This window comes from Kitasatospora sp. NPDC114501 (assembly GCF_055633695.1).
This window is the reverse complement of sequence record NZ_JBVKDS010000002.1, coordinates 533,425-557,063: the sequence shown is the minus strand read 5'-3', so window position 1 is coordinate 557,063 and position 23,639 is coordinate 533,425. Positions and strand designations below refer to the sequence as shown.

The window sequence follows — 23,639 nt, the reverse complement described above, 5'->3', positions numbered from 1 at the left end:
TGCCGTCCACCATGCGGACGACCAGGTCAGGTCGATCTCGATCCCGAACGGCTGATCGACCTTCAACTGCTTGGGGCGGACACCGGTCGGGCGGTATCGCTTGGACGCCGGCTCCAGCTCGAACGTGCAGACGACCGGACGCCCCTCATCGCACTCGACACGCCGGAAGTGGCGGATCCCCGCTGCCGCGTACCTGCGCGGCGCCGAATCCAGGCGGGGTACGGCGCGATGCTCATGGTTCCTCCCGTGCGGGCATCCTGACGGCCATCCCGGGCTGCTCGGCGAAGCCTCCTCAGGCTTCACTCCTTCGAGGGGACGGGTGTGACGCGGGGGCGCCGGGGGCGTGCTTAGGGTGGCGGGGTCGGGAGCGGGCCGGTGCGGCGGGGGTGCGGATGGGCAGGCGGCGGGAGGTGCTGGTCTGCGGGGGTGCGGCGGGGCTGGCGACGGGCGGGTACGGGCTGGCGGCGGCGGTGCGCGGGCAGTGGCCGGCCGGGGCGGAGGCGGTCGCCGTGCCGTACCACGCGCACCTGTGGGACCTGCTGCACGGACAGGCCGCCGGGGACCTGCTGGTCAACTGGAACAGCGGCTACGGCGCCCCGTTCCTGGCGGACTTCTTCGCCTACCTGATGAACCCCTTCTCCTGGCCCACCGCGCTCCTCCCCCGCGACCAGGGCCGGCTCGCCGTCCTGCTGGTCACCCTGGCCACCATCGGCCTCGGCACCGCCCTGATGACCCACCTGCTGGGCCGCCTCCACCCCGGCCCGCGCCCGCTGCGGGCGCTCGCCGCCGTCGGGTACGGGCTGTGCGCCTGGGTGCTGGACGTCGGCGGGGCCGCCCCGATGTGGCTCTGGGGCCTGGTCTCGCTGCCCCTGCTCGGCCTGGCCGCCGACTGGTGCCTGCGCGAGCGGCACTGGGTGGCCGGCGCGCTGTGCGTCGCGCTGGCCTGGGCGGGCAACCTGTACACCGCCGCGCCGGCCACCCTGGCCGCCGGGCTGCTGTTCGCCGTCCGGCTGTTCGCCGCCCCTCGCCCGTTCCGCCACCGGGTCCGGGCCACCGGCCGGGCCGTCACCATGGCCACCGCCGGGGTGCTGCTCGCCTCCCCGGTGCTGTTCGTCGCGGTCCTGGCCGCCCGGCGGGCCCAGCCGGAGTCCCCGGTGGATCCGCTCGGCCCGTCCGGCGTCGGCGTGCACCTCGCCCGGCTGCTGCCCGCCACCCACGGCGGGCAGCGGCTGCCGGACGTGGCCATCGGCGTCTTCGGGCTGCTGGTGGTCTGCGGGCTGCCGTTCAACCGGCGGGTGCGGCCGCGGGAGCGCGCCCTGTGGTGCGCGGCGCTGGTGCTGGTGACCGCCGGTTTCGTCTGGACCCCGACCCTGCTGGTCTGGCACGGCCTGGCGATCCCGGTCGGCGGGCCGTACCGGGTGGCCTTCGTGCTCAGCGGGCTGCTGGTGCTGGCGGGCTGGGCGTCGCTGGCGCACCGCCCGGACCTGCTCACCGTGCTGGGCGGCGCCGCCGTGGTCGCGGTGGTCGCCGGTCTGGCGGCGGGCCGGCACCCGGTCCGCCCGGCCACCTGGGTGCTGCTGGCCGTCGGCGGCGCCGTGCTGTCGGCCGCGCTGTGGCTGTTGAACCGCCGGCCCGCGGACCGGCGGGCGTACGCGCTCGCCACCTGGGCGATCGGCGGCGCGGTGCTGGGCAACGCCGTCTGGTCCGGGTACGCGGCGCTCGGCGCGGCCCCCGCGGACGGCTTCTCCCCGGCGGCCGTCCGGGCCGGGCACGCGGCGCTGCGCGCGGCCGCCGACTGGCCGCGCGGCCGCAGCGACCCCGGGCCGCACGCCTTCACCCCCAACGACCCGCTGCTGCTGAACGGCCAGGGCGGCGGCTACTTCAGCAGCTACCTGCCGACCGTCACCGCCCTGCTGCTGCACGACCTCGGCGCGGGCTGGACGGCCGGCGGGCGGCAGACCGCGAGCGTCACCGACCCGGTCGGGCAGGCGCTGTTCGGCGTCCGCACCCACCTCGACGGGGCCGAGCCGGACGCGTCGCCGCCCGCCTTCACCCCGGTCCGGGCGACCGCCGCACCGCCGCTGGTCACCGTGCTGCCCCCGGGCGCCCGGACGGAGACCTCCTCGGTCTGGGCCCGCCAGGAGTCGCTGCTCGGCAGCCAGGTGTACGACGCCCCGCTGCCCGTCCCGGCGGGCGGACCGGCACCCTTCCTGCACGGCACCAGCGGCTGGTCGGTGCCGAGCGGCGAGGAGGGCACGGTGTTCACCGCCGCCTGCACGCCGGGCGGGACGGCCTTCTTCCACGGGGTCTGGTACCGGGGCACGGTCAGCGGTCTCGGCACCAGCTTCCGCAGCGACGGCGAGCAGCCCACCACGGCCGTGCCGATCCACCGGCTGGGGACCGTCCCGGCGGACGGGGTGGTCCGGGTGACCCTGCGGTCGGACGTGGTGAGCCAGGTCCCGGCCCGCCCGATCGGCTGCCTGCGGGCCGGCGCGCTGGAGGCCGCCGTCGCCCGGCTCACCGCGACCGGCGCCACCCGGGTGGAGGCCGGCGGGCACACCGTCACCGCGGCCCTTCCGGCGGGGTCCACCGGCACCGCGCTGCTCTCCGTCCCGGCCACCGAGGGCTGGACCTGCGCGGTGGACGGCGGGCGCCGCACCGCGCCCACCCCGGTGCTCGGCATGATCGGCGTCCCGCTGGGCGGCGGGGCCTCCCGGATCGACTGCGCCTTCCGCCCGCCCGGCCTCACCGAGGGCCTCACCGTCGCCTCCGCCAGCGCCGCGGTGCTCGCCCTGGTGGCCGTGTTCGCCCGGCTCTCCCGCCGCGCGGCCCGCCGCCCGGCCCGTCTCCCGCGCCGCGACCGCCGCCGGGCGGCCGGAGACCGGCCCCTGCCCGCCGGAACCTGACCGCCGGGCCTCGTGGCAGAGGGCGGCCCACCGGAGTCCCGGTGGGCCGCCCTCGGGCCGAAGGCCCCGCGATCAGGGCAGGTCGACCACCTGGGCCCGCCGCTCGGCCGGGTTGAGGTGGTACAGCAGCAGGAGCCGCGAGGTGTCGCCCGGCGCCCGGTGTACGGAGAGGACGCTGCCCGGGCCGGCCGGGACCACCACCGCCGCCGGGCCGTCGAGGCCGACGCTCGCGGTGAGCGCCGGGTGCAGCACGTCCAGCGGGACGGACGGGGTGGTGCCGTTCAGCCCGATGGCGGAGAGCGCCTCGGCCACGTCCGGGGTCCCGCCCCCGGCGTAGCCGGTCCAGACGCCGTAGCGAACGGTGCTGTGCCCGGGCCCGACGCCGGGCAGGGCGCTCAGCCGGACGGGCAGCACCAGGACGTCGCTGTCCAGCAGGGCGGTGTCGGTGTCGCCCCAGTGGGTGTTGAGCGGCTGGACGTCCAGTTCGGCGCCGGTGCGGGCGTCCAGGGCACGGGAGACCAGGACGTCGCTGCCGCGCTGCCGGTCGGCCTTGAGGACGACGTCGGTGCTGCCGTCCCCGTCGGTGTCCAGCGCCACCCGCACTCCGTACAGCCCCACCGGGGTGGCCGCAGGCGCCCACAACTGCGCGCCCACATACAGCAGTTCGGAGTCGACGGCGGCACCGGCCGCGCGCAGGTCGGCGGACCGCTCGCCGGGGTGCTCGACGCAGAGCTCGTCCGCCGGGTCCGTCCCCTCCGTCGCGGCCCCGGGCCGGACGCCCGCACCCGGCGCGACCTCCGAGCCGCTGCCGCCGGGCGGGCAGTCGGGCCAGCGGGGCCCTTCCCCGCCGAGGGCGAAGGCGCCGACCAGCCCGGGTCGTCCGCCTGGCGCGGCCCTGCCGCCGAGGGCGACCAGGGTGCCGTCCCGGGCGGTGCGGACGGCGGCCGCCACCGCGAGCTCGCCGGTCGGGTGCGGGGCGGCCAGCACGGGGACCCGCAACTGCGGCAGCGCGTCGCCGCCGAGCGGGGTGAGCAGCACCCGGCCGGAGAGCTCGCCCCGGTAGGTGCGGGCGCGGCCGCCCTGCACGGTGTCGATGGTCGGGTCGGGCGCGCGCCCCAGCTCCCCCGGTACGGACAGGGTCACCCGCACCCGCGCGGTGCCGCCCGCCGGGACGTCGACCCGGGCCGGTGCCACCCGGTAGGAGGCGCCGGGCAGTTCGGTGGCCGCCGCGTACGAGGTGCGGTAGGCCAGCGGCGCGTCCGAGGTGTTGCGCACCTCGATCTCCCGGGTGACCGCCGTCGGCCCGTCGACCTCGACCGGCCCGAAGGAGACCCCGACGCCGCCCTCCGCCGCGCCCTCCCCCGCCGCGTAGGCGACGGCGGGCGTGCGGACCGCCTGGTCTACCCGGACCCGCCCGGCCCCGGTGCGCTCGGGCCCGTAGACCGGCCCACTGCGGTCGTCGCCGAGGAAGGTGTCCACGGTGGTGTTCATCAGCGCGGCCTTGACCTGCTCGACCGGCCAGTCCGGGTGCGCGGCGCGGACCAGCGCGGCGAGCCCGGCCACGTGCGGGGCGGCCATCGAGGTGCCGCTCTCGCGCTGGCCGCCGGCGCCGCTGCCGACCAGGGTGGACCAGATGCTCTCGCCCGGGGCGGCCAGGTCGGGCTTGACCACGCCCGGCACCCCGATGCCGCGCGAGGTGAAGTCGGTCAGGGTGTCGACCCGGGCCGGCTGGTCCTGGGCGACGGAGCCGTGCAGGGTGTTGCCGGGCGCGGCGAGCCGCACCATGACCGGCCCGGCGGCCGCGGCCCGCCGCAGCCGCTCGCCGTCGGCGTGCGCCAGCAGCGCGGCCGGGATCCGGTCGTCGCCGGAGATCTCGGCGAGGTGGTCGGAGTCGGCGGCGTACAGCGCGCCGATCGCGCCCGCGTCGGCGGCGTGGTCGGCGCGCGGGCCGGAGTTGCAGGCCCGGTCGGCCTCCCGGGTGCGCCAGGTGAGCAGCGCGATCCGCCCGGCCAGCCGCTGCCGGTCGGCCTCGCTGAACGCGGTGCAGCCGTCCGACTGGTCGGCGGGCAGGGCGAGTTCGCCGCTGACGTCGACGGTGGACCAACCCTTGTAGCGCTCGCTCCAGTGCGCCGGGACGACCCCGGCCTGATCGGCGGGGGCGAGCACGGTGATGCCGTCCACGTCGGCGTGCCCGTGCACCGAGGCGGCGACGGTGATCGCCCGGGCGGCGGTGCCGGGGCTGCCGCCGATGCCGTACACGTCGCCGTCGTTGCCCGCCGCCGCGACCACGGCGGTGCCCAGTTCCACGAGCCGGTCGACGGCCAGGGCGTCGGTGTCGTCGGTGCTGCCGAAGTGGCTGCCGAGCGAGAGGTTGACGACGTCCAGCCGGTCGCTCAGGTCGCCGTCCCCGTCCGGGTCGGCGGCCAGGTCGAGTGCCTCGGTGACCCGGTCGGTGGAGCCGTCGCAGCCGAACACCCGGATCGCGTAGAGCTGCGCGCCCGGGGCGGTGCCGGGGCCGATCCGGAAACCGGCCGGGTCCAGTCCGGGCCCGTACGGGCCGGTGTACGGGCGGCCGTCGGCGGTGACACCGTACCCGGCCGCGGTGCCGGCCACGTGGGTGCCGTGTCCGTTGCGCACGCAGTCGATCGGGTTGTCGCTGGGGTGCGGCACGGGCTGGTGGTGCGGGGAGGCCGGGTCGGGGTCGTAGTCGTCGCCGACCAGGTCCCTGCCGCCGACCACCTTGGCGTTGGGGAACAGCGCGGGCGGCGCGGGCCGGCCGCGCTCGACCGAGCGGAAGGCCTCCTCGGTGCCGGGACCGCCGAAGTCGGCGTGGGTGTAGTCGATGCCGCTGTCGATGATCCCGATCCGGATGCCCCGGCCGGTGCCGGCCGCCTGGTCGCCGGCCCAGACCCGGGGGGCGCCGGTCAGCGGGACGGAGTGGGCGTTGACCCGCCGTTTGGCGACGATCGGGTGGACGGCCCGGACGCCCGGCAGCGCCCGCAGTGCGGGCAGCCGGTCGGCGGGCGCGCTGACCGCGAGGCCGGCGAGCACGGTCCGGGTCCGGTAGAGCTCGCGGGCGGTGGGTGCGGCCCGGTGGACGGCCCCGGCGAGCCGGTCGAGCGCGTCCCCGGCCCGGGCCCGCTGCGCCGCGCCGGCCTGCGCGGCCTCCCGGCGGACGGCCTCCGGGGAGCGCCGGGCCCGCCGGGCCCCGTCGGCGGCGCGCTGCCAGGCGGAGCCGGCCGTCTCGGTGCCGAGTTCGAGCAGGACGGAGGCCGTTCGGCCCGGCCCCGGCGGTCCGGCGGTCGGTGGTCCCGCCGCTGGTGGTCCCGCGGTCGGTGGGCCGCCGGCCGCCGGGGTGGCGGCGAGGACGGCGCTTCCGGCCAGCAGGACCAGGGTGAGGCCGATCCGGGCGGCGGGTCGGCGGACGGATGGCAGACGCACTGGGCCCTCTCCCCCGGCAGGGGGACTGATCCGCACTCCGTGTCGCTGACGCTCGCCCACGCGAACGTCGATCACCCCTCCGAGGGCCCCGAATTTAGGATGATCGCGCCGACGGGGACGGGCAACTTCCCTCGGACGGAACGAGGTTGCACTCTACTGGGTGACGTCCTGACGACCCGTACGGCTCATTCGGCGGATGAACGCCACCGACCGAACGCCGCGGCCGGCCCGACCCGGCCCGGCCCGGCAGCGGAGCCGCTCAGTGGTGGCCGGTCAGGCCGCCGTTGTCCCGGCGGTCCAGCGCGCGCTGCAGCGCGGCGGCCGCGAAGGGGTTCCGCTCGGCGGCCCGGCGGCGGCGCGGGGCGCGGACGGGGGTGGCGGCGGGGGCGGAAGTGGCGTGACGGTCGGCGGTCGGCGACATACCGGGCTCCTTGGGAACGGCGCCGCGACGGGCGGCGCGAAGAGGGGAGGGGAGCGCGGGAGCGGGGGTCACCCGCTCGTGAGGGCGCACGCGCACACGGGCCGCAGACCCTGGCTACAGGGGCGGCACACCGTATGGCCCTTCCACGGTACGGCCACGCCCGGGCCGTGTCTGCACGAATACTTGGATTTCCTAGTATCTGAGACGGGTGTCACCCGGGAGAACGCAGCAGGGCCCGGACCGCCGTTCGAACGGCGGTCCGGGCCCCGAGGCCGTGTGCTAACCGGGAGGATCAGCCCAGGTCGACCGAGCGCGCGAAGCGGGCGCCGATCTCCGCGGCGATGGCCGACAGCACCTCCTGCGGGATCTCGGTGTCCACGGTGATGGAGGCCAGCGCGCTGCCGCCGTCACGGGCGACCTGCATGCCGGCGATGTTGATGCCCGCGTCGCCGAGGTGGCGGCCGAGCACGCCGACCACGCCGGGGCGGTCCTCGTACTTGAAGAAGGCCATGTGGTCGGTGAGCGCCACGTCCACGTCGAAGGCGTCCACGCCGACGATCTTCTGGATCTGCTTGGGGCCCGCCAGCGTACCGGAGACGGCGATCTCCTCGCCGTTCCCGAGCGTGCCGCGGACGGTGATCACGTTGCGGTGGTCGGGGCTCTCGCTGGAGGTGGTCAGGCGGACCTCGACGCCGCGCTCCTGGGCGAACAGCGGGGCGTTGACGTAGGACACCGTCTCCGCCACGACGTCCTCGAACACGCCCTTCAGCGCGGACAGTTCGAGCACCTTCACATCGTGCTGGGTGATCTCGCCGCGGACCTCGACGTCGAGGCGGACGGCCACCTCGCCGGCCAGCGCGGTGAAGATCCGGCCGAGCTTCTCGGCCAGCGGCAGGCCCGGGCGGACGTCCTCGGCGATCACGCCGCCCTGGACGTTCACCGCGTCCGGCACCAGCTCGCCGGCCAGCGCGAGGCGCACCGACCGGGCGACCGCGATGCCGGCCTTCTCCTGCGCCTCGTCGGTGGAGGCGCCCAGGTGCGGGGTGGCGACCACGTTGTCGAAGGCGAACAGCGGGGAGTCGGTGCACGGCTCCTTGGCGTACACGTCCAGGCCCGCGCCGGCCACCCGGCCCTCGCGCAGCGCGCTGGCGAGCGCCTCCTCGTCCACGATGCCGCCGCGGGCGGCGTTCACGATGCGGACGGTCGGCTTGACCTTGTGCAGCGCCTCGTCGCCGATCAGGCCGATCGTCTCCGGGGTCTTGGGGAGGTGGACGGTGATGAAGTCCGAGACCTCCAGCAGCTCCTCCAGGGAAACCAGCTTGACGCCCATCTGCGCGGCGCGGGCGGCCTGGATGTAGGGGTCGTACGCGACGATCTTCATCCCGAACGCGGACATCCGCTGGGCGACCAGGACGCCGATCCGGCCGAGGCCGACGACGCCGAGGGTCTTCTCGCTCAGCTCGACGCCGGTGTACTTGTTGCGCTTCCACTCGCCCTGCTTGAGCGCGGCGTTGGCCGGCGCGATGTTGCGGGCGACGGAGATCAGCAGGCCGCAGGCGAGCTCGGCGGCGGTGACGATGTTGGAGGTCGGCGCGTTGACGACCATCACGCCGGCCTTGGTGGCGGCGGCGACGTCCACGTTGTCCAGGCCGACGCCGGCCCGGGCGACCACCTTGAGCTTGCGGGCGACGGCCAGCGCCTCCGCGTCGACCTTGGTGGCGGAGCGGATCAGGATCGCGTCGACGTCGGCGATCGCGGTGAGCAGCTCGGTGCGGTCGGCGCCGTTGCAGTGCCGGATCTCGAAGTCGGGGCCGAGGGCGTCGACGGTGGCGGGCGAGAGCTCTTCGGCGATCAGAACTACGCCGGTCTTCACAGTGTTCACAGTGCTCACGACAGTGGGTCCTTAACTGTCCGGTCCCCCCGGGCACGTAGGTGGCGTGGAGGGCGGGGGAAGGTGGCATGCCGCGTGAGTAGACGCACGACGCTGTGGGCCTGACGCGCACTCGGAGTGTATCGACGGGCTGGACAGCGGGCTGCTCCCGTCCGGCGAAATCACTCGGACGAGAGCAGCCTACTTGTACAAGGAAGTTACGGAATCGGGGCCGGAACGGCCCTGACGGGGTCAGGCCTTCTCGTTGACCCAGCTCATCAGCGAGCGCAGCTTCTTGCCGGTGGTCTCCAGCAGGTGGTCCTCGTCGGCCTTCTTGTACTCGTTGTACTTGGGCAGACCCGCCTTGTACTCGGCGATCCAGGTGTTGGCGAAGGTGCCGTCCTGGATCTCGGCGAGGACCTTCTTCATCTCGGCCTTGGTGGCGTCGGTGATGATCCGCGGGCCGGTGACGTAGTCGCCCCACTCGGCGGTCTCGGAGACCGACCAGCGCATCTTCTCCAGGCCGCCCTCGTACATCAGGTCGACGATGAGCTTCAGCTCGTGCAGGCACTCGAAGTAGGCGATCTCCGGCTGGTAGCCGGCCTCGACCAGGGTCTCGAAACCGGCCTTCACCAGGGCGGCGGTGCCACCGCAGAGGACGGCCTGCTCACCGAACAGGTCGGTCTCGGTCTCCTCGGTGAAGGTGGTCTTGATGACGCCGGCCTTGGTGGCGCCCAGGCCCTTGGCGTACGACAGCGCCAGCGCGAAGGCCTGGCCCGAGGCGTCCTGCTCGACGGCGACGATCGCGGGGACGCCGCGGCCCTCCTCGTACTGGCGGCGGACCAGGTGGCCCGGGCCCTTCGGGGCGACCATGCAGACGTCGACGTCCGCCGGGGGCTTGATGAAGCCGAAGCGGATGTTCAGGCCGTGGCCGAAGAACAGGGCGTCGCCGGCCTTCAGGTGCGGGGCGATGTCGGCCTCGTAGACGTCGGCCTGGATCGGGTCCGGCACCAGGATCATGATGACGTCGGCCTCGGCCGCCGCCTCGGCCGGGGTGACGACGCGCAGGCCGGCCTCCTCCGCCTTGGCGCGGGACTTGGACTCCGGCTTCAGGCCGACCCGGACGTCGGCGCCGGAGTCGCGCAGCGACAGCGCGTGGGCGTGGCCCTGACTGCCGTAGCCGATGACCGCGACCTTGCGGCCCTGGATGATGGACAGGTCGGCGTCGTCTTCGTAGAACAGCTCGGCCACGGGGGCACATCTCCTTGCGTGATGGTTGCCGGGTACGCGGTACTCACCGTATGCGCACCGGCGGGGGGTGTGGGTCTTTGCTTCGAGGTTTGAGACGGGGTCTCGCGCTGTTTACGCGCTGCGGTCCAGGGCGCGCAGCGAGCGGTCCGTGATGGAGCGCGCGCCGCGGCCGATGGCGACCAGGCCGGACTGGACCAACTCCTTGATGCCGTAAGGCTCCAGCATCCGGAGCATGGCCTCCAGCTTGTCCGAACTGCCGGTGGCCTCGATGGTCACCGCTTCGGGCGACACGTCGACGGTCTTGGCACGGAACAGCTGGACGATCTCGACGATCTGCGACCGGGTCTCGTTGTCGGCGCGGACCTTCACCAGGACCAGTTCCCGCTGGATCGCAGCGGACTGGTCGAGTTCGACGATCTTTATCACGTTCACGAGCTTGTTGAGCTGCTTGGTGACCTGTTCCAGCGGGAGGTCCTCGACGTTGACCACGATCGTCATCCGGGACACGTCCGGGTGCTCGGTCGAGCCGACGGCGAGGGAGTCGATGTTGAAGCCCCGACGGGAGAACAGCGCGGCGATGCGGGCGAGCACGCCGGGCTTGTTCTCGACCAGGACGGAGAGGGTGTGCTTGGACATGGGATTCCTCAGTCGTTCTGGAAGGGGCCGGTCAGTCGAGGTCGTCGCCGAAGTCGGGGCGCACGCCCTTGGCGAACTGGATCTCGTCGTTGCTGGTGCCGGCCGCGACCATCGGCCAGACCATGGCGTCCTGGTGGACGATGAAGTCGATGACCACCGGGCGGTCGTTGATCTCCATCGCCTGCTTGATGACCGCGTCGAGGTCCTCGGGGCGCTCGCAGCGCAGGCCCACGCAGCCCATCGCCTCGGACAGCAGGACGAAGTCGGGGATCCGGGTGCCCTGGGCCGGCGGCTCGATGCCGTCGTGGCCGGGGCCGGAGTGCAGCACGGTGTTGGAGTAGCGCTGGTTGTAGAACAGCGTCTGCCACTGCCGGACCATGCCCAGCGAGCCGTTGTTGATGACCGCGACCTTGATCGGGATGTCGTTCAGGGCGCAGGTGACCAGCTCCTGGTTGGTCATCTGGAAGCAGCCGTCGCCGTCGATCGCCCAGACCGCGCTCTCCGGGCGGCCGGCCTTGGCGCCCATCGCCGCGGGGACGGCGTAGCCCATCGTCCCGGCGCCGCCCGAGTTGAGCCAGGTGCCCGGCTTCTCGAACTGGATGAACTGCGAGCTCCACATCTGGTGCTGGCCCACGCCCGCGGCGTAGATCGCGTCGGGGCCGACCAGCCGGCCGATCCGCTCGATGACCTGCTGCGGCGAGAGCTGTCCGTTCGGGGCGGGCTCGTAGCCGAGCGGGTAGGTGCGCTTCCACTCGTCGAGCCGCTCCCACCACTCGGCGTAGTCGCCCTTGTGGCCGGCGTCGAACTCGGCCTGGACGGCGACGATCAGGTCGGCGAGCACCTCGCGGGCGTCGCCGACGATCGGCACGTCGGCCGGGCGGTTCTTGCCGATCTCGGCCGGGTCGATGTCGGCGTGGACGACCTTGGCGTGGGGGGCGAAGCCGTCCAGCTTGCCGGTGACGCGGTCGTCGAAGCGGGCGCCGAGGGTGAACAGCAGGTCGGACTTCTGGAGCGCGGTGACGGCCGGGACGGAGCCGTGCATGCCGGGCATGCCCAGGTGCTGCGGGTGGCTGTCCGGGAAGGCGCCGAGCGCCATCAGGGTGGTGACGACCGGGGCGCCGGTCAGCTCGGCGAGGATCCGCAGTTCGGCGGTGGCCCGCGCCTTGAGCACGCCGCCGCCGACGTACAGCACCGGGCGCTTGGCGCCGACCAGCATCTTCGCGGCCTCGCGGATCTGCTTGGCGTGCGGCTTGGTCACCGGCCGGTAGCCGGGCAGCGCGGTCTCGACCGGCCAGCGGAAGGTGGTGGTCGCCTGGAGCGCGTCCTTGGCGATGTCGACCAGGACCGGGCCGGGGCGGCCGGTGGCGGCGATGTGGAAGGCCTCGGCGATCACCCGGGGGATCTCGGCCGGGTCGGTGACCAGGTAGTTGTGCTTGGTGATCGGCATCGTGATGCCGCAGATGTCCGCCTCCTGGAAGGCGTCGGTGCCGATCGCCTTGGAGGAGACCTGGCCGGTGATGGCGACGACCGGCACCGAGTCCATGTAGGCGTCGGCGATCGGGGTGACCAGGTTGGTCGCCCCCGGGCCCGAGGTCGCCATGCAGACCCCGACCCGGCCGGTGGCCTGGGCGTAGCCGGTGGCGGCGTGACCGGCGCCCTGCTCGTGCCGGACGAGGATGTGGCGCACCTTGACGGAGTCCATCAGGGGGTCGTACGCGGGAAGGATGGCCCCGCCCGGAATGCCGAAGACGGTGTCCGCGCCCACGGCCTCCAGGGAGCGGATGAGCGACTGGGCGCCGGTCATGGTCTCGACGACGTGCTGGGGAGCGGGAGCGTTGGCGGCCGGGTTGTCCCCGCGGCGGGGGGATGCGGCGTGCTCAGTCATCTGCCTGTCTCTTCTCGGGTTTTGCCGGCCCGGTGCTGCGGGCCCCGGTGCTGCGAGGGTGGGGTCCCGGTCCGGGCCGATCGCCGGCTCTGCCTCAATCGTCCCGCTCGCTCCGACGGAAGTCGGACCGGATCGGGCGGTCGGGGCCAGGGGTCTTGCGGGGGTGGAACAGCGTCAGTGCAACAAAAAACCCCTCGTGCCCAAGGGCATGCGAGGGGTGGCGCGTCGGTCTGTCACGAGCAGGGCGTACGAGCCCACTCAGCCGACGCGCCCGCCAAGTACGAGAATTCGGGTGCGCATGGCAACGACCATCCTCCCGTGCGGGGCGGCGTGTCAAGCAGGTGGGACGACCGTCTCGCCATGCGGACCCCCCTGCGGACCGGCGGCGGCCCGGTGTCCGGGCAGGTCAGGGCCGCCGTGGTGATGTGCGCCACGTCCCGGCGCGGCGTCCGTCCGGCTGTCCGTCCGGCCACCCGTCCGGGTGTCGTCCGCGGCGGCGGGGTACGGCCGGCGGGCCGGGAGCGGGCCTCCCGGGGCGGGCAGCGGGTAGTCGCGGCGGGCCAGCGCCCGGCGCAGCCGGGGCTCGTCCAGCGGCGGGGCGAAGGCCGAGCCCTGGCCCTGCCCGCAGCCCAGCTCCCGCAGCGCGGCGACCTGGCGGGGCAGGTCCACCCCCTCGGCGGCGGTGGCCATCCCGAGGTCGCGGCCCAGCCGCAGCGCGTGCCCGGCGAGGGTGCGGCTCAGCGGGGACTCGCCGAGGTCCTGGACGAGCGTGCGGTCCAGCTTGAGCCCGTCCAGCGGCAGCCGGGCGAGGGCGCCCAGCGAGCCGCCGCCGGCGCCGTACCCGGCCAGCCAGGTGGAGACGCCGAGGCCGCGCAGGGCGGAGAGCCGGCGGCCGAGTTCGTCGGCGAGCGAGTCCGGGCCCATCCGGGCCACCTCGATCACCAGCTCGTCGGCCGGCAGCCCGCTGTCGCGCAGCGCCGCGGCCACCGTCTCGTACAGGCCGGGCGAGCAGAGCCGCTCCACCGAGAGCCGGACGGCCACCGGGACGGGGTCCGGCGCGCCGCGGCCCCTGCCGGGCAGGCCGCGGCGCTCGACGGCCGCGCTGACCGCCTCCAGGACCAGCCAGCGGGAGAACCGGGTGGCCGCGTCGCCGTGCTCGGTCGAGCGCAGGAACTCGGCCGGGGTGAGCAGCAGGCCGCCCACCGAGCGCCAGCGGGCCTGCGCCTCGACGCCGGTCACCGCGCCGCTGCCGAGGTCCACCACGGGCTGGTGGAGCAGTGTGAAGCCGCCCTCCCTGACCGCCAGCCGCAGCCGTTCCTCCAGCTCGGTGCGGCGCTCCAGGTCGGCCCGCATCGCGGGGGTGTAGAGCACCACCCGGCCCTTGCCCTCGGACTTGGCCCGGTACATCGCGAGGTCGGCGTTGCGCATCAGCTCGTCGGCGGCGGCCCTGGGGTCGCCCGCCGGGCCGCGTTCGGGGGTGCCGAAGGCGATGCCGATGCTGGCGGCGACGCTGAGTTCGGCGCCTCCGATCCAGTACGGCTCGGAGAGCGCGAGGCGCAGCCGCTCGGCCAGCTCCTGGACCTGGAGGCGGCCGAGCGGGCCGCAGACCAGCGCGGCGAACTCGTCGCCGCCGAACCGGGCGACGGTGTCCCCGCAGCGGACGGCGCTCTGGAGCCGTCGGGCGGCCTGCACCAGCAGTTCGTCGCCGACCTGGTGCCCGGCGGTGTCGTTGACCGCCTTGAAGCCGTCCAGGTCGAGGAAGAGCACCGCGATCCCGGAGCCCGTCCCGTCCTGCTGGCCGCGGGAGCCGAGGGCGGCCCGCAGCCGCTGGGTGAACAGCGCCCGGTTGGGCAGGTCGGTGAGCGGGTCGTGGAAGGCGTTGTGCTGCAACTGGGCCTGGAGCATGACGCGTTCGGTGACGTCCCGGCTGTTGAGCAGCAGGCCGTCGCGATGTCTGCTGACGGTGGACTCGACGTGCAGCCACTCGCCGGCGCCGGAGCTGATCCGGCACTCGACCCGGGCGGAGGGCTCGGCGGCGCCGGGGCTGCGGTGGGCGGTGAGCCGGACCCTGGCGAGGTAGCGGCGGACCTCGGAGAGCACCCGGCCGACGTCCTCGGGGTGGACCAGGTCCAGCAGGTTGCCGCCGACCAGTTCCTCCGGGTCCCGCCCGTAGACGCCGAGCGCGGCCGGGGAGACGTAGGAGAGCACGCCGTTGGCGCCGGCGATCATGATGACGTCGCTGGACCCCTGCACCAGCGAGCGGAAGTGCGCCTCCTTGTGGGCGAGTTCCTGGGCGAGCGACAGGTTGTCGAGCAGCATCACGCCCTGCCGGAGGATCAGCGCCAGCCCGACGGTGCAGGCCGCCGCGGCCACCACCCGGTCCAGCTCCCGGCCGCCGAGGGCGTTGTAGAGGATGCCGGCGGTACAGACCGCGGCGGCCGCGTACGGGGTCAGGGCGCTGAAGGTGGTGGCCACCCGGCGGTGCGGCAGGCCGCCGGCCGAGGGGTGCTCGCGCAGCGGACGGCGCCAGCGCGGCGACCACGGCGCCCAGGCCAGCAGCAGGCTGCCGGAGAACCAGCCGGCGTCCAGCAGTTCGCCCGAGTGGTAGTTGCTGCGCAGCTCCGGGGAGGTGAACAGGGCGTCGCAGGTGACGGTGACGGCGAGCGCCAGCATCGCGGTGTGCACCGCCGCCCGGTTGCCGTCCCGGCCGCCGAAGCGCAGCCCGACCACCAGGCTGACCAGCAGGATGTCCAGCACCGGGTAGGCCAGGTTGAGCGCCAGGCGCAGGGGTGAGCCGTCCTCGCCGGCCGCGATCCGGCCGAGCGCCAGGCTCCAGCTGAGGGTGAACAGCGAGCCGGCGATCAGCCAGCCGTCGAGCAGCAGGCAGAGCCAGCCGGCCGCCGAGCGAGGGTGCTGGGCCAGCACCAGGACGCCGGTGATGGCGAGCGGGGCGAACAGCAGGAAGGCGTACTCGGCGAGCGAGTCCTGGGGCAGCGGGGTGCGCACGACCAGCTCGTACCAGCCCCAGGTGCCGTTGCCGAAGGCCACCATGAGCGAGGAGAGGCCGAACAGCAGCCAGGCCGGACGGGCGTGCCCGCCGACCGTGCAGCCGTACACCAGGCAGGACAGCGCGGCCGCCAGTGCCGCCGCCGCCAGCCCGAAGTCGCCCATGAAGACGGACAGTTGGCGTGAACCCCAGCCCGCGGCGGCGCCCGTGGCGTAGGCCAGGCAGAGCCCGCCCAGGACGAACCCGGGCAGCGCGCGGCTCTCCCGGAGCCGGCGCAGCGGGCCGCGGCGGACGGGTGCGGGCACGTCGGCGGCGGACGTGTCGGTGTGCGGTGCTTCCGGCCGTCCGGTTCCGGGCAGCACCGTTTCGGTGGAGCTCACTCGGCCTCTCCCCCTCCGGCCCGGGGCCTCGCGCCCCGGCCACGGGCCACCGGCCGCGCACTTCTCGGACGTGCGCGGTGGGCCGGCGCCCCGTCAGGACGGCGGCCCAGGGGGTGGGCGGCCTGCCGGTCGCCGCACCGTACCGATGCTCCCAAAAGGGACCCTACACCAATTCCGTCACTCAATGACACGCACACTCAACTTAGAGTAATGGCGAAAGGGTGGGGAAATGCCCCTGATTCCTATGGATCGACCCGGTTGGCGGCGGCGCACGGGCGGGGGCTCACGCGGCGCGCACGGGAGCACGGGGCGGCGCCCGAACACCGGTGCCAGGACGGACGAACAGCGGACGAACAGCGGACGGGCCACGACGAACGGCGGACCCGGACCGGCCGAAGCCGGTCCGGGTCCGCGGTGGTGCCCTGCTCAGCGGCCGGAGGCGGCCAGATCGTCCGGGAACAGCCGCAGCCGGTGCGCCAGCGCGGCGGCCTCGCCGCGGCCGCCGACCGCGAGCTTCCCCAGGATGTTGGAGACGTGCACGCTGGCGGTCTTCGGAGAGATGTACAGCTCCTCGGCGATCTGCCGGTTGGTCCAGCCCCGGGCGAGCAGCCGGAGCACGTCCCGCTCACGGGGGGTGAGGTTGAAGGAGTCCCCGGCGGCCGGGGCCGGCACGGTGGCCGTCCGCTCGGCCGGGGCGAGGCTCAGCCCGGCCCGTTCGGCCAGCGCGGCGATCTGCCCGCCGAGCAGCCGGTCGTCCCGGACGGCCGCCAGTTCGGCCGCCTCGCGCAGCAGTTCGGCACCGGCCTCGCGCCGCCCGGCCTGCACCTCGGCCTCGCCGGCCCGCAGTAGGGCGAGCGCCAGCGGGTACGGCAGGCCGGTCGGGCGCAGCGCCTCGACGGCGGCGGCCCACCGCTGCGGAGTGTCCGAGCCCTCGGCGCGGGCCAGTTCGGCCTCCAGCAGCCGGGCCCAGCCGTGGTGCAGCGGCGCCCGGGGCCGCAGGACGGCGGCGGCCGCGGTGATCGCGGCCAGCGCCTCGGCCCGGCCCGCCCCGGCCTGCGGCAGCCCCCGGCTGTCCGCCTCCACCGCGGCGGCCTCGGCCAGCAGCGGGTAGACGTCGGACTCGTGGCCGAGCCGGCCGCCGTCCTCCAGCGCGGCGAGCAGTTCGGCCCGGGCCTCCAGCGGCCGGCCGCCGAGCGCCGCGAGCCGCACCGCCAGCCGGCTGATCGGCACGCTGTGCTGGACCTGGCCGACCCGGTTGGCCGACCGGGCCTGCGCCAGCATGGTCGCCGCGGTGGCCAGGTCCCCCTTGAGCAGGGCGAGTTCGCCGCGCATCCGGTCCAGGAACTCGGCGTGGGTGCCGCTCAGGCTGGTCAGTTCGCAGGCGGCGAGCACCTCGGCCGCCTCCCGGACCCGCCCGAGGTCGGTCAGCGCCTCGACCAGGTTGCCGGTCAGGATGGTGCCGATGTTGCGCAGCAGACCGTTGCCGTCCGCGAACTCCAGGCCCTCCCGCGCCAGTCGGACCGCCTCCTCGGGCCGCCCCAACCCGCGCTGCATGCTGGCCAGGTTGTTGATGCCGCGCAGCAGCAGGTCGGGCACGCCCAGCCGACGGGCCCGCTCGACGGCCCCGGCCAGCTCGGCCAGCCCGCCCTCGGCGTCACCGTGCACGTCGTAGCGCAGGCCGCCGAGCGTCATCCGGGCGTGCACCTCGACCGAGTGGGCGCCCACCTCCTGGGCGATCCGGATCGCCCGCTCGGCCAGCTCGATGGCCTCGGGGGTGGGCCTCTTGAGCATCGCCGTCCCCGCGCCGAGCGCGAGCACCTCGGCCTGGACGGCGGTCGGCGGCAGGTGCTCCACCAGCCGCAGCGCGTGGGCGATCTCCTCCTCGTCGCCGGAGCGGCGCAGGCTGCCCAGCATCCGGGCGCGGTTGATCCGGAACCAGGCCGCGCGCACCGGGTGCTCCGCCTCGTCGACCAGCCGCAGCCCGCGCTTGGCCAGGCTCAGGCCGCGCTCGCGGTCGCCGCAGCGCCGGGCCGCGACCACCGCCTCGGCCAGCACGTCGACCAGCTGGATCCGGTCGCAGTCCTCGTCCGCGGCGTTGTGGTCGCAGGAGCCGGGCGGGTAGGTCTCGGCCCAGTCGTACGGGCGCAGGGTGTGCGCCAGCACCTCCTCGGAGACCAGGTCCCACAACTCCAGGGCCCGTTCCAGCATGCCGAGTTGCTCGGCGAAGGCGTTGCGCCGGCGGGCCGCGCGGGCGGCGTCCAGGGCGGTCGGCAGGGCGCGGGCCGGATCGTGCGCGTGGTACCAGTAGTTGGCCAGCCGGGCGGCCAGCGCGTCGCCGGGGACCAGCTGCGGCTGGGCCTCCACCGCGAGCGCGAACCTGCGGTTGATCCGGTGCCGTTCGCCGGGCAGCAGGTCGTCCGAGACCGCCTCGCGGACCAGCGCGTGGCGGAACCGGTAGCCCTCGCCCTCGCTGTCCGGGCGCAGGATGTTGGCGCCGACGGCGGCCCGCAGCGCCTCGATCAGCGCCTCCTCGTCGTCGTCCAGGACGGCGGCCAGCAGGGCGTGTTCGACGTGCGAGCCGCCCTCGGCGGCGATCCGCACGACCCGCTGGGCCTCCTCGCCCAGGCCCTCGACCCGCACCAGCAGGATGTCCCGCAGCGAGTCGGTCAGCCCGGCGCCGCAGCCGTCCTCGAACGCGGTGGCCAGCTCCTCGACGAAGAACGGGTTGCCCTCCGAGCGGCGGTGGATGCGGTCCACCAGCTGGCGGTCGGGGACGGTGGTGCCGAGGATGCCGGCCAGCTGGGCGGCCACCTCGCGGCGGTCGAACCGGGCCAGCTCCAGCCGCTGGACGGTGCGCAGCCGTTCGAGCTCGGCCAGGAAGGGGCGCAGCGGGTGCCGGCGGTGCAGGTCGTCGGTGCGGTAGGTGGCGACCAGCAGCACCCGGGAGCGGTGCAGGGTGCGCACCAGGAAGGCGAGCAGTTCGCGGGTGGAGCGGTCGGACCAGTGCAGGTCCTCGACGGCGAGGACGAGGGTACGCTCCGCGCCGAGCCGCTCGAACAGCCTCGCGGTGTGCTCGAACAGCCGGGCTCGGCTGTACTCGTCGTTGGGCTCGCCGTCCACCTCGCCGAACTCGGAGAGCAGCAGGGCGAGATGGCCCTCGCTGCCGGCCGCGGCGGCCCCCAGTTCGGGGCCCAGCGAGCGGTGCAGCCGGCGCAGCGCGGTGGCCAGCGGCGCGTACGGCAGGCCCTCGGCGCCGACCTCCAGGCAGCTGCCGAGCGTGGTGACCGCTCCCTGGGCGGCGGCGCGCTCCAGGAACTCCTCCAGCAGCCGGGTCTTGCCGACCCCCGCCTCGCCACCGATCAGGACGGCCTGGGGGCTTCCGGTGCCCGCTCGGCGCAGCGCGTCGGTCAGCTCGGTGATCTCGCTGCCGCGGCCGACGAAGACGGGGCTGACCGATGTCTGCTGCATGGAGGCGAGCATGCCATAGCCGGTGGGGCCCGGCCGAGGGGTTATCTCCCCTGGCGAACGGGGTTCCGGCCGCGAACGCCCGGAGGGGGAGACGCTCACTCGCGGCGTCTCCCCCTCCGAAGCTCCCTCGGCACCGTCGTGGTGCCGTTCCGTCAGCATTCGGGCCGACGCACGGGGCGCCGCTGGAAGCGGGCGGCCACCGGACGCCGACGGCGGGCCTCCTTGGCCTCGCGCACCAGGCGCTCGTGCTCGGCGCGGGCCACGAGCTCGTGGGCCTGTTGCTGGAAGGTCTGGTACTCGATCATTTCCGGTTCCCCCTGGGGTTTTCCGCTCCGTCTTGCTGACAGGTAAGAGCTTCCTCCCCCAGCGGGGGGTGCCACATCGGGAGCGTGCCCCATCTTCCGGGGCCGGGACGCCTTAGATCGGGCGCCGAAAAAGGTTTAAGGCCCCATCCCACCTAGATGTATAGGTGAGACAGGGCCTTAGGCCTTACTTAGAGGGCCTTAGATGCCTTAGTTGCCTTAGGAAGCCAGCTTCTCCAGGATCAGGTCCTTCACCCGGGCCGCGTCGGCCTGGCCCCGGGTGGCCTTCATGACCGCGCCGACCAGCGCGCCCACGGCCTGGACCTTGCCGTCGCGGATCTTGGCGGCGATCCCCTCGTTCTCGGCGATGGCCTGGTCGACGGCGGCGCCCAGCGCGGAGTCGTCCGAGACCACGGCCAGACCGCGCTTCTCGACGATCGCGTCCGGCTCGCCCTCGCCGGCCAGCACGCCCTCGATGACCTGGCGGGCCAGCTTGTCGTTCAGCTTTCCCTCGGCGACCAGCGCGGCGACCCGGGCGACCTGCACCGGGGTGATCGGCTGCTCGCTCAGCTCGGTGCCGGTCTCGTTCGCACGGCGGGCCAGCTCGCCCATCCACCACTTGCGGGCCTGGTCGGCCGGGGCACCGGCCGCGATGGTCTCCTGGATCGGCCCCACCGCACCGGCGTTGAGGACGGACTGCATGTCCTTGTCGGACAGGCCCCACTCGGCCTGGAGCCGGGCGCGGCGCACCCGCGGCAGCTCGGGCAGGGCGGCGCGCAGTTCCTCGACCCACTCGCGGGCGGGGGCCACCGGCACCAGGTCCGGCTCGGGGAAGTAGCGGTAGTCCTCGGCGTTGTCCTTGATCCGGCCCGAGGTGGTGGTGCCGTTGTCCTCGTGGAAGTGGCGGGTCTCCTGGACGATGGTGCCGCCGTCGGTCAGCACCGTGGCGTGCCGCTGGATCTCGAACCGGGCGGCCCGCTCCACGCTGCGCAGCGAGTTGACGTTCTTGGTCTCCGAGCGGGTGCCGAAGGTCTCGGTGCCGTTCGGGCGCAGCGACAGGTTGACGTCGCAGCGCATCTGGCCCTTGTCCATCCGGGCCTCGGAGACACCGAGCGAACGGATGAGCTCGCGCAGCTCGGCGACGTACGCCTTGGCGACCTCGGGGGCCCGCTCGCCGGCGCCCTCGATCGGCTTGGTGACGATCTCGATCAGCGGGATGCCGGCCCGGTTGTAGTCGAGCAGCGAGTGGGTGGCGCCGTGGATGCGGCCGGTGGCGCCACCGACGTGGCTGGACTTGCCGGTGTCCTCCTCCATGTGGGCGCGCTCGATCTCCACCCGGAAGGTCGAGCCGTCCTCCAGCTGCACGTCGAGGTAGCCGTTGAAGGCGATCGGCTCGTCGTACTGCGAGGTCTGGAAGTTCTTGGGCATGTCCGGGTAGAAGTAGTTCTTCCGCGCGAACCGGCACCACTCGGCGATCTCGCAGTTCAGCGCCAGGCCGATCTTGACCGCCGACTCCACGCCGACCGCGTTGACCACCGGCAGCGAACCCGGCAGGCCCAGGCAGGTCGGGCAGGTCTGGCTGTTCGGCTCGGCACCCAGCTCGGTCGAGCAACCGCAGAACATCTTGGTCTTGGTGCCCAGCTCGACGTGGACCTCAAGGCCCATCACCGGGTCGTACGACGCGAGAGCGTCCTCGTAGGAGACCAGGTTCATGACGCTCACAGCGTCCCTTCGTTCAAAAAGACTTGGGAGGTACGGGCCCGGCCGCCGCTCGCGCGGGGCCGGGCCGGGGCGCTCAGCCCAGCAGCACGTCGTCGGAGCCCAGCTGACGCAGCTCGCGCACCAGCAGGGCGGTGCCGGTGACCAGCGCGGCCGCGCCGACCAGGGCGTTGACCAGCTTGAGGGTGTCGCTCTCCTCGCGGGCCCTGCGGACGTCCTTGGCGATGGAGATCGCGCCGAACGCGCTGGTGCCGATGGACAGCCACAGGCCGGGCTTCGAGTGCTTCCACCCCTTGAGCGAAGCGGACTGGGCCTTCGCCTTCTCGATCTTGCTCACAGTGCCGGTGCCTCCTCCAGCAGGGTGTGCCCCCACTTGTCGTTGAGTGCGGCCTCGACGGCGCCGCCCACGCGGTACAGGCGGTCGTCCGCCATCGCGGGTGCGATGATCTGGAGGCCGACCGGGAGATTGTCCTCCGGGGCCAGGCCCACCGGCAGCGACATGGCCGCGTTGCCCGCCAGGTTGGACGGAATCGTGCACAGGTCGGCCAGGTACATCGCCATCGGGTCGTCGGCGCGCTCGCCGATCGGGAAGGCGGTGGTCGGCGTGGTCGGCGAGACCAGCACGTCCACGCCCGCGAAGGCGGCGTCGAAGTCGCGCGAGATGAGCGTGCGGACCTTCTGGGCCGAGCCGTAGTAGGCGTCGTAGTAGCCCGAGGACAGCGCGTAGGTGCCCAGGATGATGCGGCGCTTGACCTCGGGGCCGAAGCCGGCCTCGCGGGTCAGGGCGGTGACCTCCTCGGCCGAGCGGCTGCCGTCGTCGCCGACCCGCAGGCCGTAGCGCATCGCGTCGAAGCGGGCCAGGTTGGAGGAGCACTCGCTGGGCGCGATCAGGTAGTACGCCGGCAGCGCCAGGGTGAAGGACGGGCAGGAGACCTCGACGACCTCGGCGCCCAGCTCGCGCAGCAGCTCCACCGACTCGTTGAAGCGCTGCATCACGCCGGCCTGGTAGCCCTCGCCGGCGAACTCCTTGACCACGCCGATCCGCATGCCGCGGACGTCGCGCATCTTCGCGGCCTCGACCACGGCCGGGACCGGCGCGTCGATCGAGGTGGAGTCCAGCGGGTCGTGCCCGGCGATGGCCTCGTGCAGCAGCGCCGCGTCCAGCACGGTGCGGGCGCACGGGCCGCCCTGGTCCAGGCTGCTGGAGAACGCCACCAGGCCGTAGCGGGACACCGAGCCGTAGGTCGGCTTGACGCCGACGGTGCCGGTGACGGCGCCGGGCTGGCGGATCGAGCCGCCAGTGTCGGTGCCGATCGCCAGCGGGGCCTCGAAGGCGGCCAGCGCGGCGGCCGAACCGCCGCCGGAGCCGCCGGGGATGCGGGAGAGGTCCCACGGGTTCCCGGTCACGCCGTACGCGGAGTTCTCGGTGGAGGAGCCCATCGCGAACTCGTCCATGTTGGTCTTGCCGAGGATGACGACGTCGGCGCTCTTGAGACGGCTGGTCAGCGTGGCGTCGTACGGCGGGATCCAGCCCTCGAGCATCTTCGAGCCACAGGTGGTCGGGATGCCCTTGGTGGTGAAGACGTCCTTGAGCGCGAGCGGGACGCCGGCCAGCGGGCCCAGCTCCTCGCCCTTGGCGCGCTTCTCGTCGACGGCCCGGGCCGCGGCCAGCGCGCCCTCGGTGTCGACGTGCAGGAAGGCGTTGACCTTCTTGTCGACGGCGTCGATGCGGTCCAGGTGGGCCTGCGCGACCTCGACGGCGGACACCTCGCCCTTGGCGATGGCGCCCGCGGTCTCGGCGGCGGTGAAACGGATCAGCTCGGTCATCTCGGTCAGTCCTCCCCGAGGATCTGCGGCACACGGAAACGCTGCTCCTCGGCGGCGGGGGCGCCGGACAGCGCCTGCTCCGGGGTGAGCGACGGCCGTACCTCGTCGGCACGCATGACGTTGGTCAGCGGCAGCGGGTGGGAGGTCGGCGGGACGTCCTGTCCGGCGACCTCGGAAACGCGGGCGACCGCGCCGATGATCACGTCGAGCTGCTCGGCGAAGTGGTCCAGCTCTTCGGGCTTCAGCTCAAGACGCGACAGCCGGGCGAGGTGGGCGACCTCCTCGCGCGTGATGCCAGGCATGCAGCGATCCTCAGGGTGAGTTCTGGTGAGGCCCGGCGGTGCCTTGCGGGCGGTGCCGGGCCCGGGCAGGAGCAGCCGGTCCGGCGCTCCGTCCTCATGGTCTTTGGACCCCATCCTATGGGGCCCGTCCCCCACCCCGACCAACGAGTGATCCGCCGCGCCCGTCGCCGGCCCGGCCGCGGCGTCCGGCGGGCGTCGGCCCCGGTGCCCGGCAGGCGTCCGGC

The 23,639-nt window shown here is 74.2% G+C and carries 14 protein-coding genes; 1 reads left to right on the top strand and 13 read right to left on the bottom strand.

Annotation, left to right across the window (positions count from 1 at the left end):
• The first annotated feature begins 392 nt into the window (after positions 1 to 392).
• Positions 393 to 2,906, top strand: a complete 2,514-nt coding sequence (locus tag ACZ7RU_RS05890) for a YfhO family protein (RefSeq protein WP_470339678.1) — start codon at positions 393 to 395, stop codon at positions 2,904 to 2,906.
• Positions 2,907 to 2,978: 72 nt separating this feature from the next.
• Here ACZ7RU_RS05890 and ACZ7RU_RS05885 read toward each other — a convergent pair whose 3' ends face one another.
• The 13 genes from ACZ7RU_RS05885 to gatC all read right to left on the bottom strand — a co-directional run bounded on the left by ACZ7RU_RS05885 (position 2,979) and on the right by gatC (position 23,415).
• Positions 2,979 to 6,347: a S8 family serine peptidase gene (locus ACZ7RU_RS05885; RefSeq protein ID WP_470339677.1), complete on the bottom strand. Its 3,369-nt coding sequence runs from the start codon at positions 6,345 to 6,347 to the stop codon at positions 2,979 to 2,981.
• 259 nt (positions 6,348 to 6,606) lie between these two features.
• Positions 6,607 to 6,768 carry a hypothetical protein gene (locus tag ACZ7RU_RS05880; protein ID WP_470339676.1) on the bottom strand — a complete coding sequence of 54 codons (162 nt, stop codon included), beginning with the start codon at positions 6,766 to 6,768 and terminating at the stop codon, positions 6,607 to 6,609.
• 292 nt (positions 6,769 to 7,060) lie between these two features.
• Positions 7,061 to 8,641 (bottom strand): phosphoglycerate dehydrogenase, encoded by a 1,581-nt coding sequence (serA, locus tag ACZ7RU_RS05875; protein WP_470339772.1) that lies wholly within the window; start codon positions 8,639 to 8,641, stop codon positions 7,061 to 7,063.
• A gap of 249 nt (positions 8,642 to 8,890) precedes the next feature.
• The gene (ilvC, locus tag ACZ7RU_RS05870) at positions 8,891 to 9,889 is read right to left on the bottom strand and encodes a ketol-acid reductoisomerase (RefSeq protein ID WP_387750543.1); all 999 of its coding nucleotides are present in this window, start codon (positions 9,887 to 9,889) and stop codon (positions 8,891 to 8,893) included.
• Positions 9,890 to 10,000: 111 nt separating this feature from the next.
• The gene (gene ilvN, locus ACZ7RU_RS05865) at positions 10,001 to 10,525 is read right to left on the bottom strand and encodes an acetolactate synthase small subunit (protein ID WP_049657946.1); all 525 of its coding nucleotides are present in this window, start codon (positions 10,523 to 10,525) and stop codon (positions 10,001 to 10,003) included.
• Between the two features lie 31 nt (positions 10,526 to 10,556).
• Positions 10,557 to 12,410 carry an acetolactate synthase large subunit gene (locus tag ACZ7RU_RS05860; protein ID WP_470339675.1) on the bottom strand — a complete coding sequence of 618 codons (1,854 nt, stop codon included), beginning with the start codon at positions 12,408 to 12,410 and terminating at the stop codon, positions 10,557 to 10,559.
• Between the two features lie 333 nt (positions 12,411 to 12,743).
• Positions 12,744 to 15,695: a putative bifunctional diguanylate cyclase/phosphodiesterase gene (locus tag ACZ7RU_RS05855; protein ID WP_470339771.1), complete on the bottom strand. Its 2,952-nt coding sequence runs from the start codon at positions 15,693 to 15,695 to the stop codon at positions 12,744 to 12,746.
• A 528-nt stretch (positions 15,696 to 16,223) separates the two neighbouring features.
• A complete protein-coding gene (locus ACZ7RU_RS05850) occupies positions 16,224 to 19,265 on the bottom strand; it encodes a helix-turn-helix transcriptional regulator (RefSeq protein ID WP_470339674.1) in 3,042 nt (1,013 codons plus the stop codon).
• 152 nt (positions 19,266 to 19,417) lie between these two features.
• Positions 19,418 to 19,570 carry a hypothetical protein gene (locus tag ACZ7RU_RS05845; protein WP_470339673.1) on the bottom strand — a complete coding sequence of 51 codons (153 nt, stop codon included), beginning with the start codon at positions 19,568 to 19,570 and terminating at the stop codon, positions 19,418 to 19,420.
• Between the two features lie 216 nt (positions 19,571 to 19,786).
• Positions 19,787 to 21,289: an Asp-tRNA(Asn)/Glu-tRNA(Gln) amidotransferase subunit GatB gene (gene gatB, locus ACZ7RU_RS05840; RefSeq protein ID WP_470339672.1), complete on the bottom strand. Its 1,503-nt coding sequence runs from the start codon at positions 21,287 to 21,289 to the stop codon at positions 19,787 to 19,789.
• A gap of 73 nt (positions 21,290 to 21,362) precedes the next feature.
• Positions 21,363 to 21,623: a hypothetical protein gene (locus ACZ7RU_RS05835; protein ID WP_470339671.1), complete on the bottom strand. Its 261-nt coding sequence runs from the start codon at positions 21,621 to 21,623 to the stop codon at positions 21,363 to 21,365.
• Positions 21,620 to 23,113: an Asp-tRNA(Asn)/Glu-tRNA(Gln) amidotransferase subunit GatA gene (gene gatA / locus ACZ7RU_RS05830; protein ID WP_470339670.1), complete on the bottom strand. Its 1,494-nt coding sequence runs from the start codon at positions 23,111 to 23,113 to the stop codon at positions 21,620 to 21,622. Before gatA ends, ACZ7RU_RS05835 begins: the two co-directional genes overlap by 4 nt.
• A 5-nt stretch (positions 23,114 to 23,118) precedes the next feature.
• On the bottom strand, positions 23,119 to 23,415 hold the full coding sequence (gatC, locus tag ACZ7RU_RS05825) for an Asp-tRNA(Asn)/Glu-tRNA(Gln) amidotransferase subunit GatC (protein WP_030057414.1): 297 nt from the start codon (positions 23,413 to 23,415) through the stop codon (positions 23,119 to 23,121).
• Positions 23,416 to 23,639: the final 224 nt, after the last annotated feature.

Excerpts from the sequence above, each read along its gene's own strand:
- ilvN (WP_049657946.1), bottom strand. The coding sequence starts at position 10,525 with ATGTCCAAGCACACCCTCTCCGTCCTGGTCGAGAACAAGCCCGGCGTG.
- ACZ7RU_RS05890 (WP_470339678.1), top strand. The coding sequence starts at position 393 with ATGGGCAGGCGGCGGGAGGTGCTGGTCTGCGGGGGTGCGGCGGGGCTG.
- ACZ7RU_RS05880 (WP_470339676.1), bottom strand. The coding sequence starts at position 6,768 with ATGTCGCCGACCGCCGACCGTCACGCCACTTCCGCCCCCGCCGCCACC.
- gatA (WP_470339670.1), bottom strand. The coding sequence starts at position 23,113 with ATGACCGAGCTGATCCGTTTCACCGCCGCCGAGACCGCGGGCGCCATC.
- ACZ7RU_RS05860 (WP_470339675.1), bottom strand. The coding sequence starts at position 12,410 with ATGACTGAGCACGCCGCATCCCCCCGCCGCGGGGACAACCCGGCCGCC.
- ACZ7RU_RS05850 (WP_470339674.1), bottom strand. The coding sequence starts at position 19,265 with ATGCAGCAGACATCGGTCAGCCCCGTCTTCGTCGGCCGCGGCAGCGAG.
- gatC (WP_030057414.1), bottom strand. The coding sequence starts at position 23,415 with ATGCCTGGCATCACGCGCGAGGAGGTCGCCCACCTCGCCCGGCTGTCG.
- ACZ7RU_RS05845 (WP_470339673.1), bottom strand. The coding sequence starts at position 19,570 with ATGATCGAGTACCAGACCTTCCAGCAACAGGCCCACGAGCTCGTGGCC.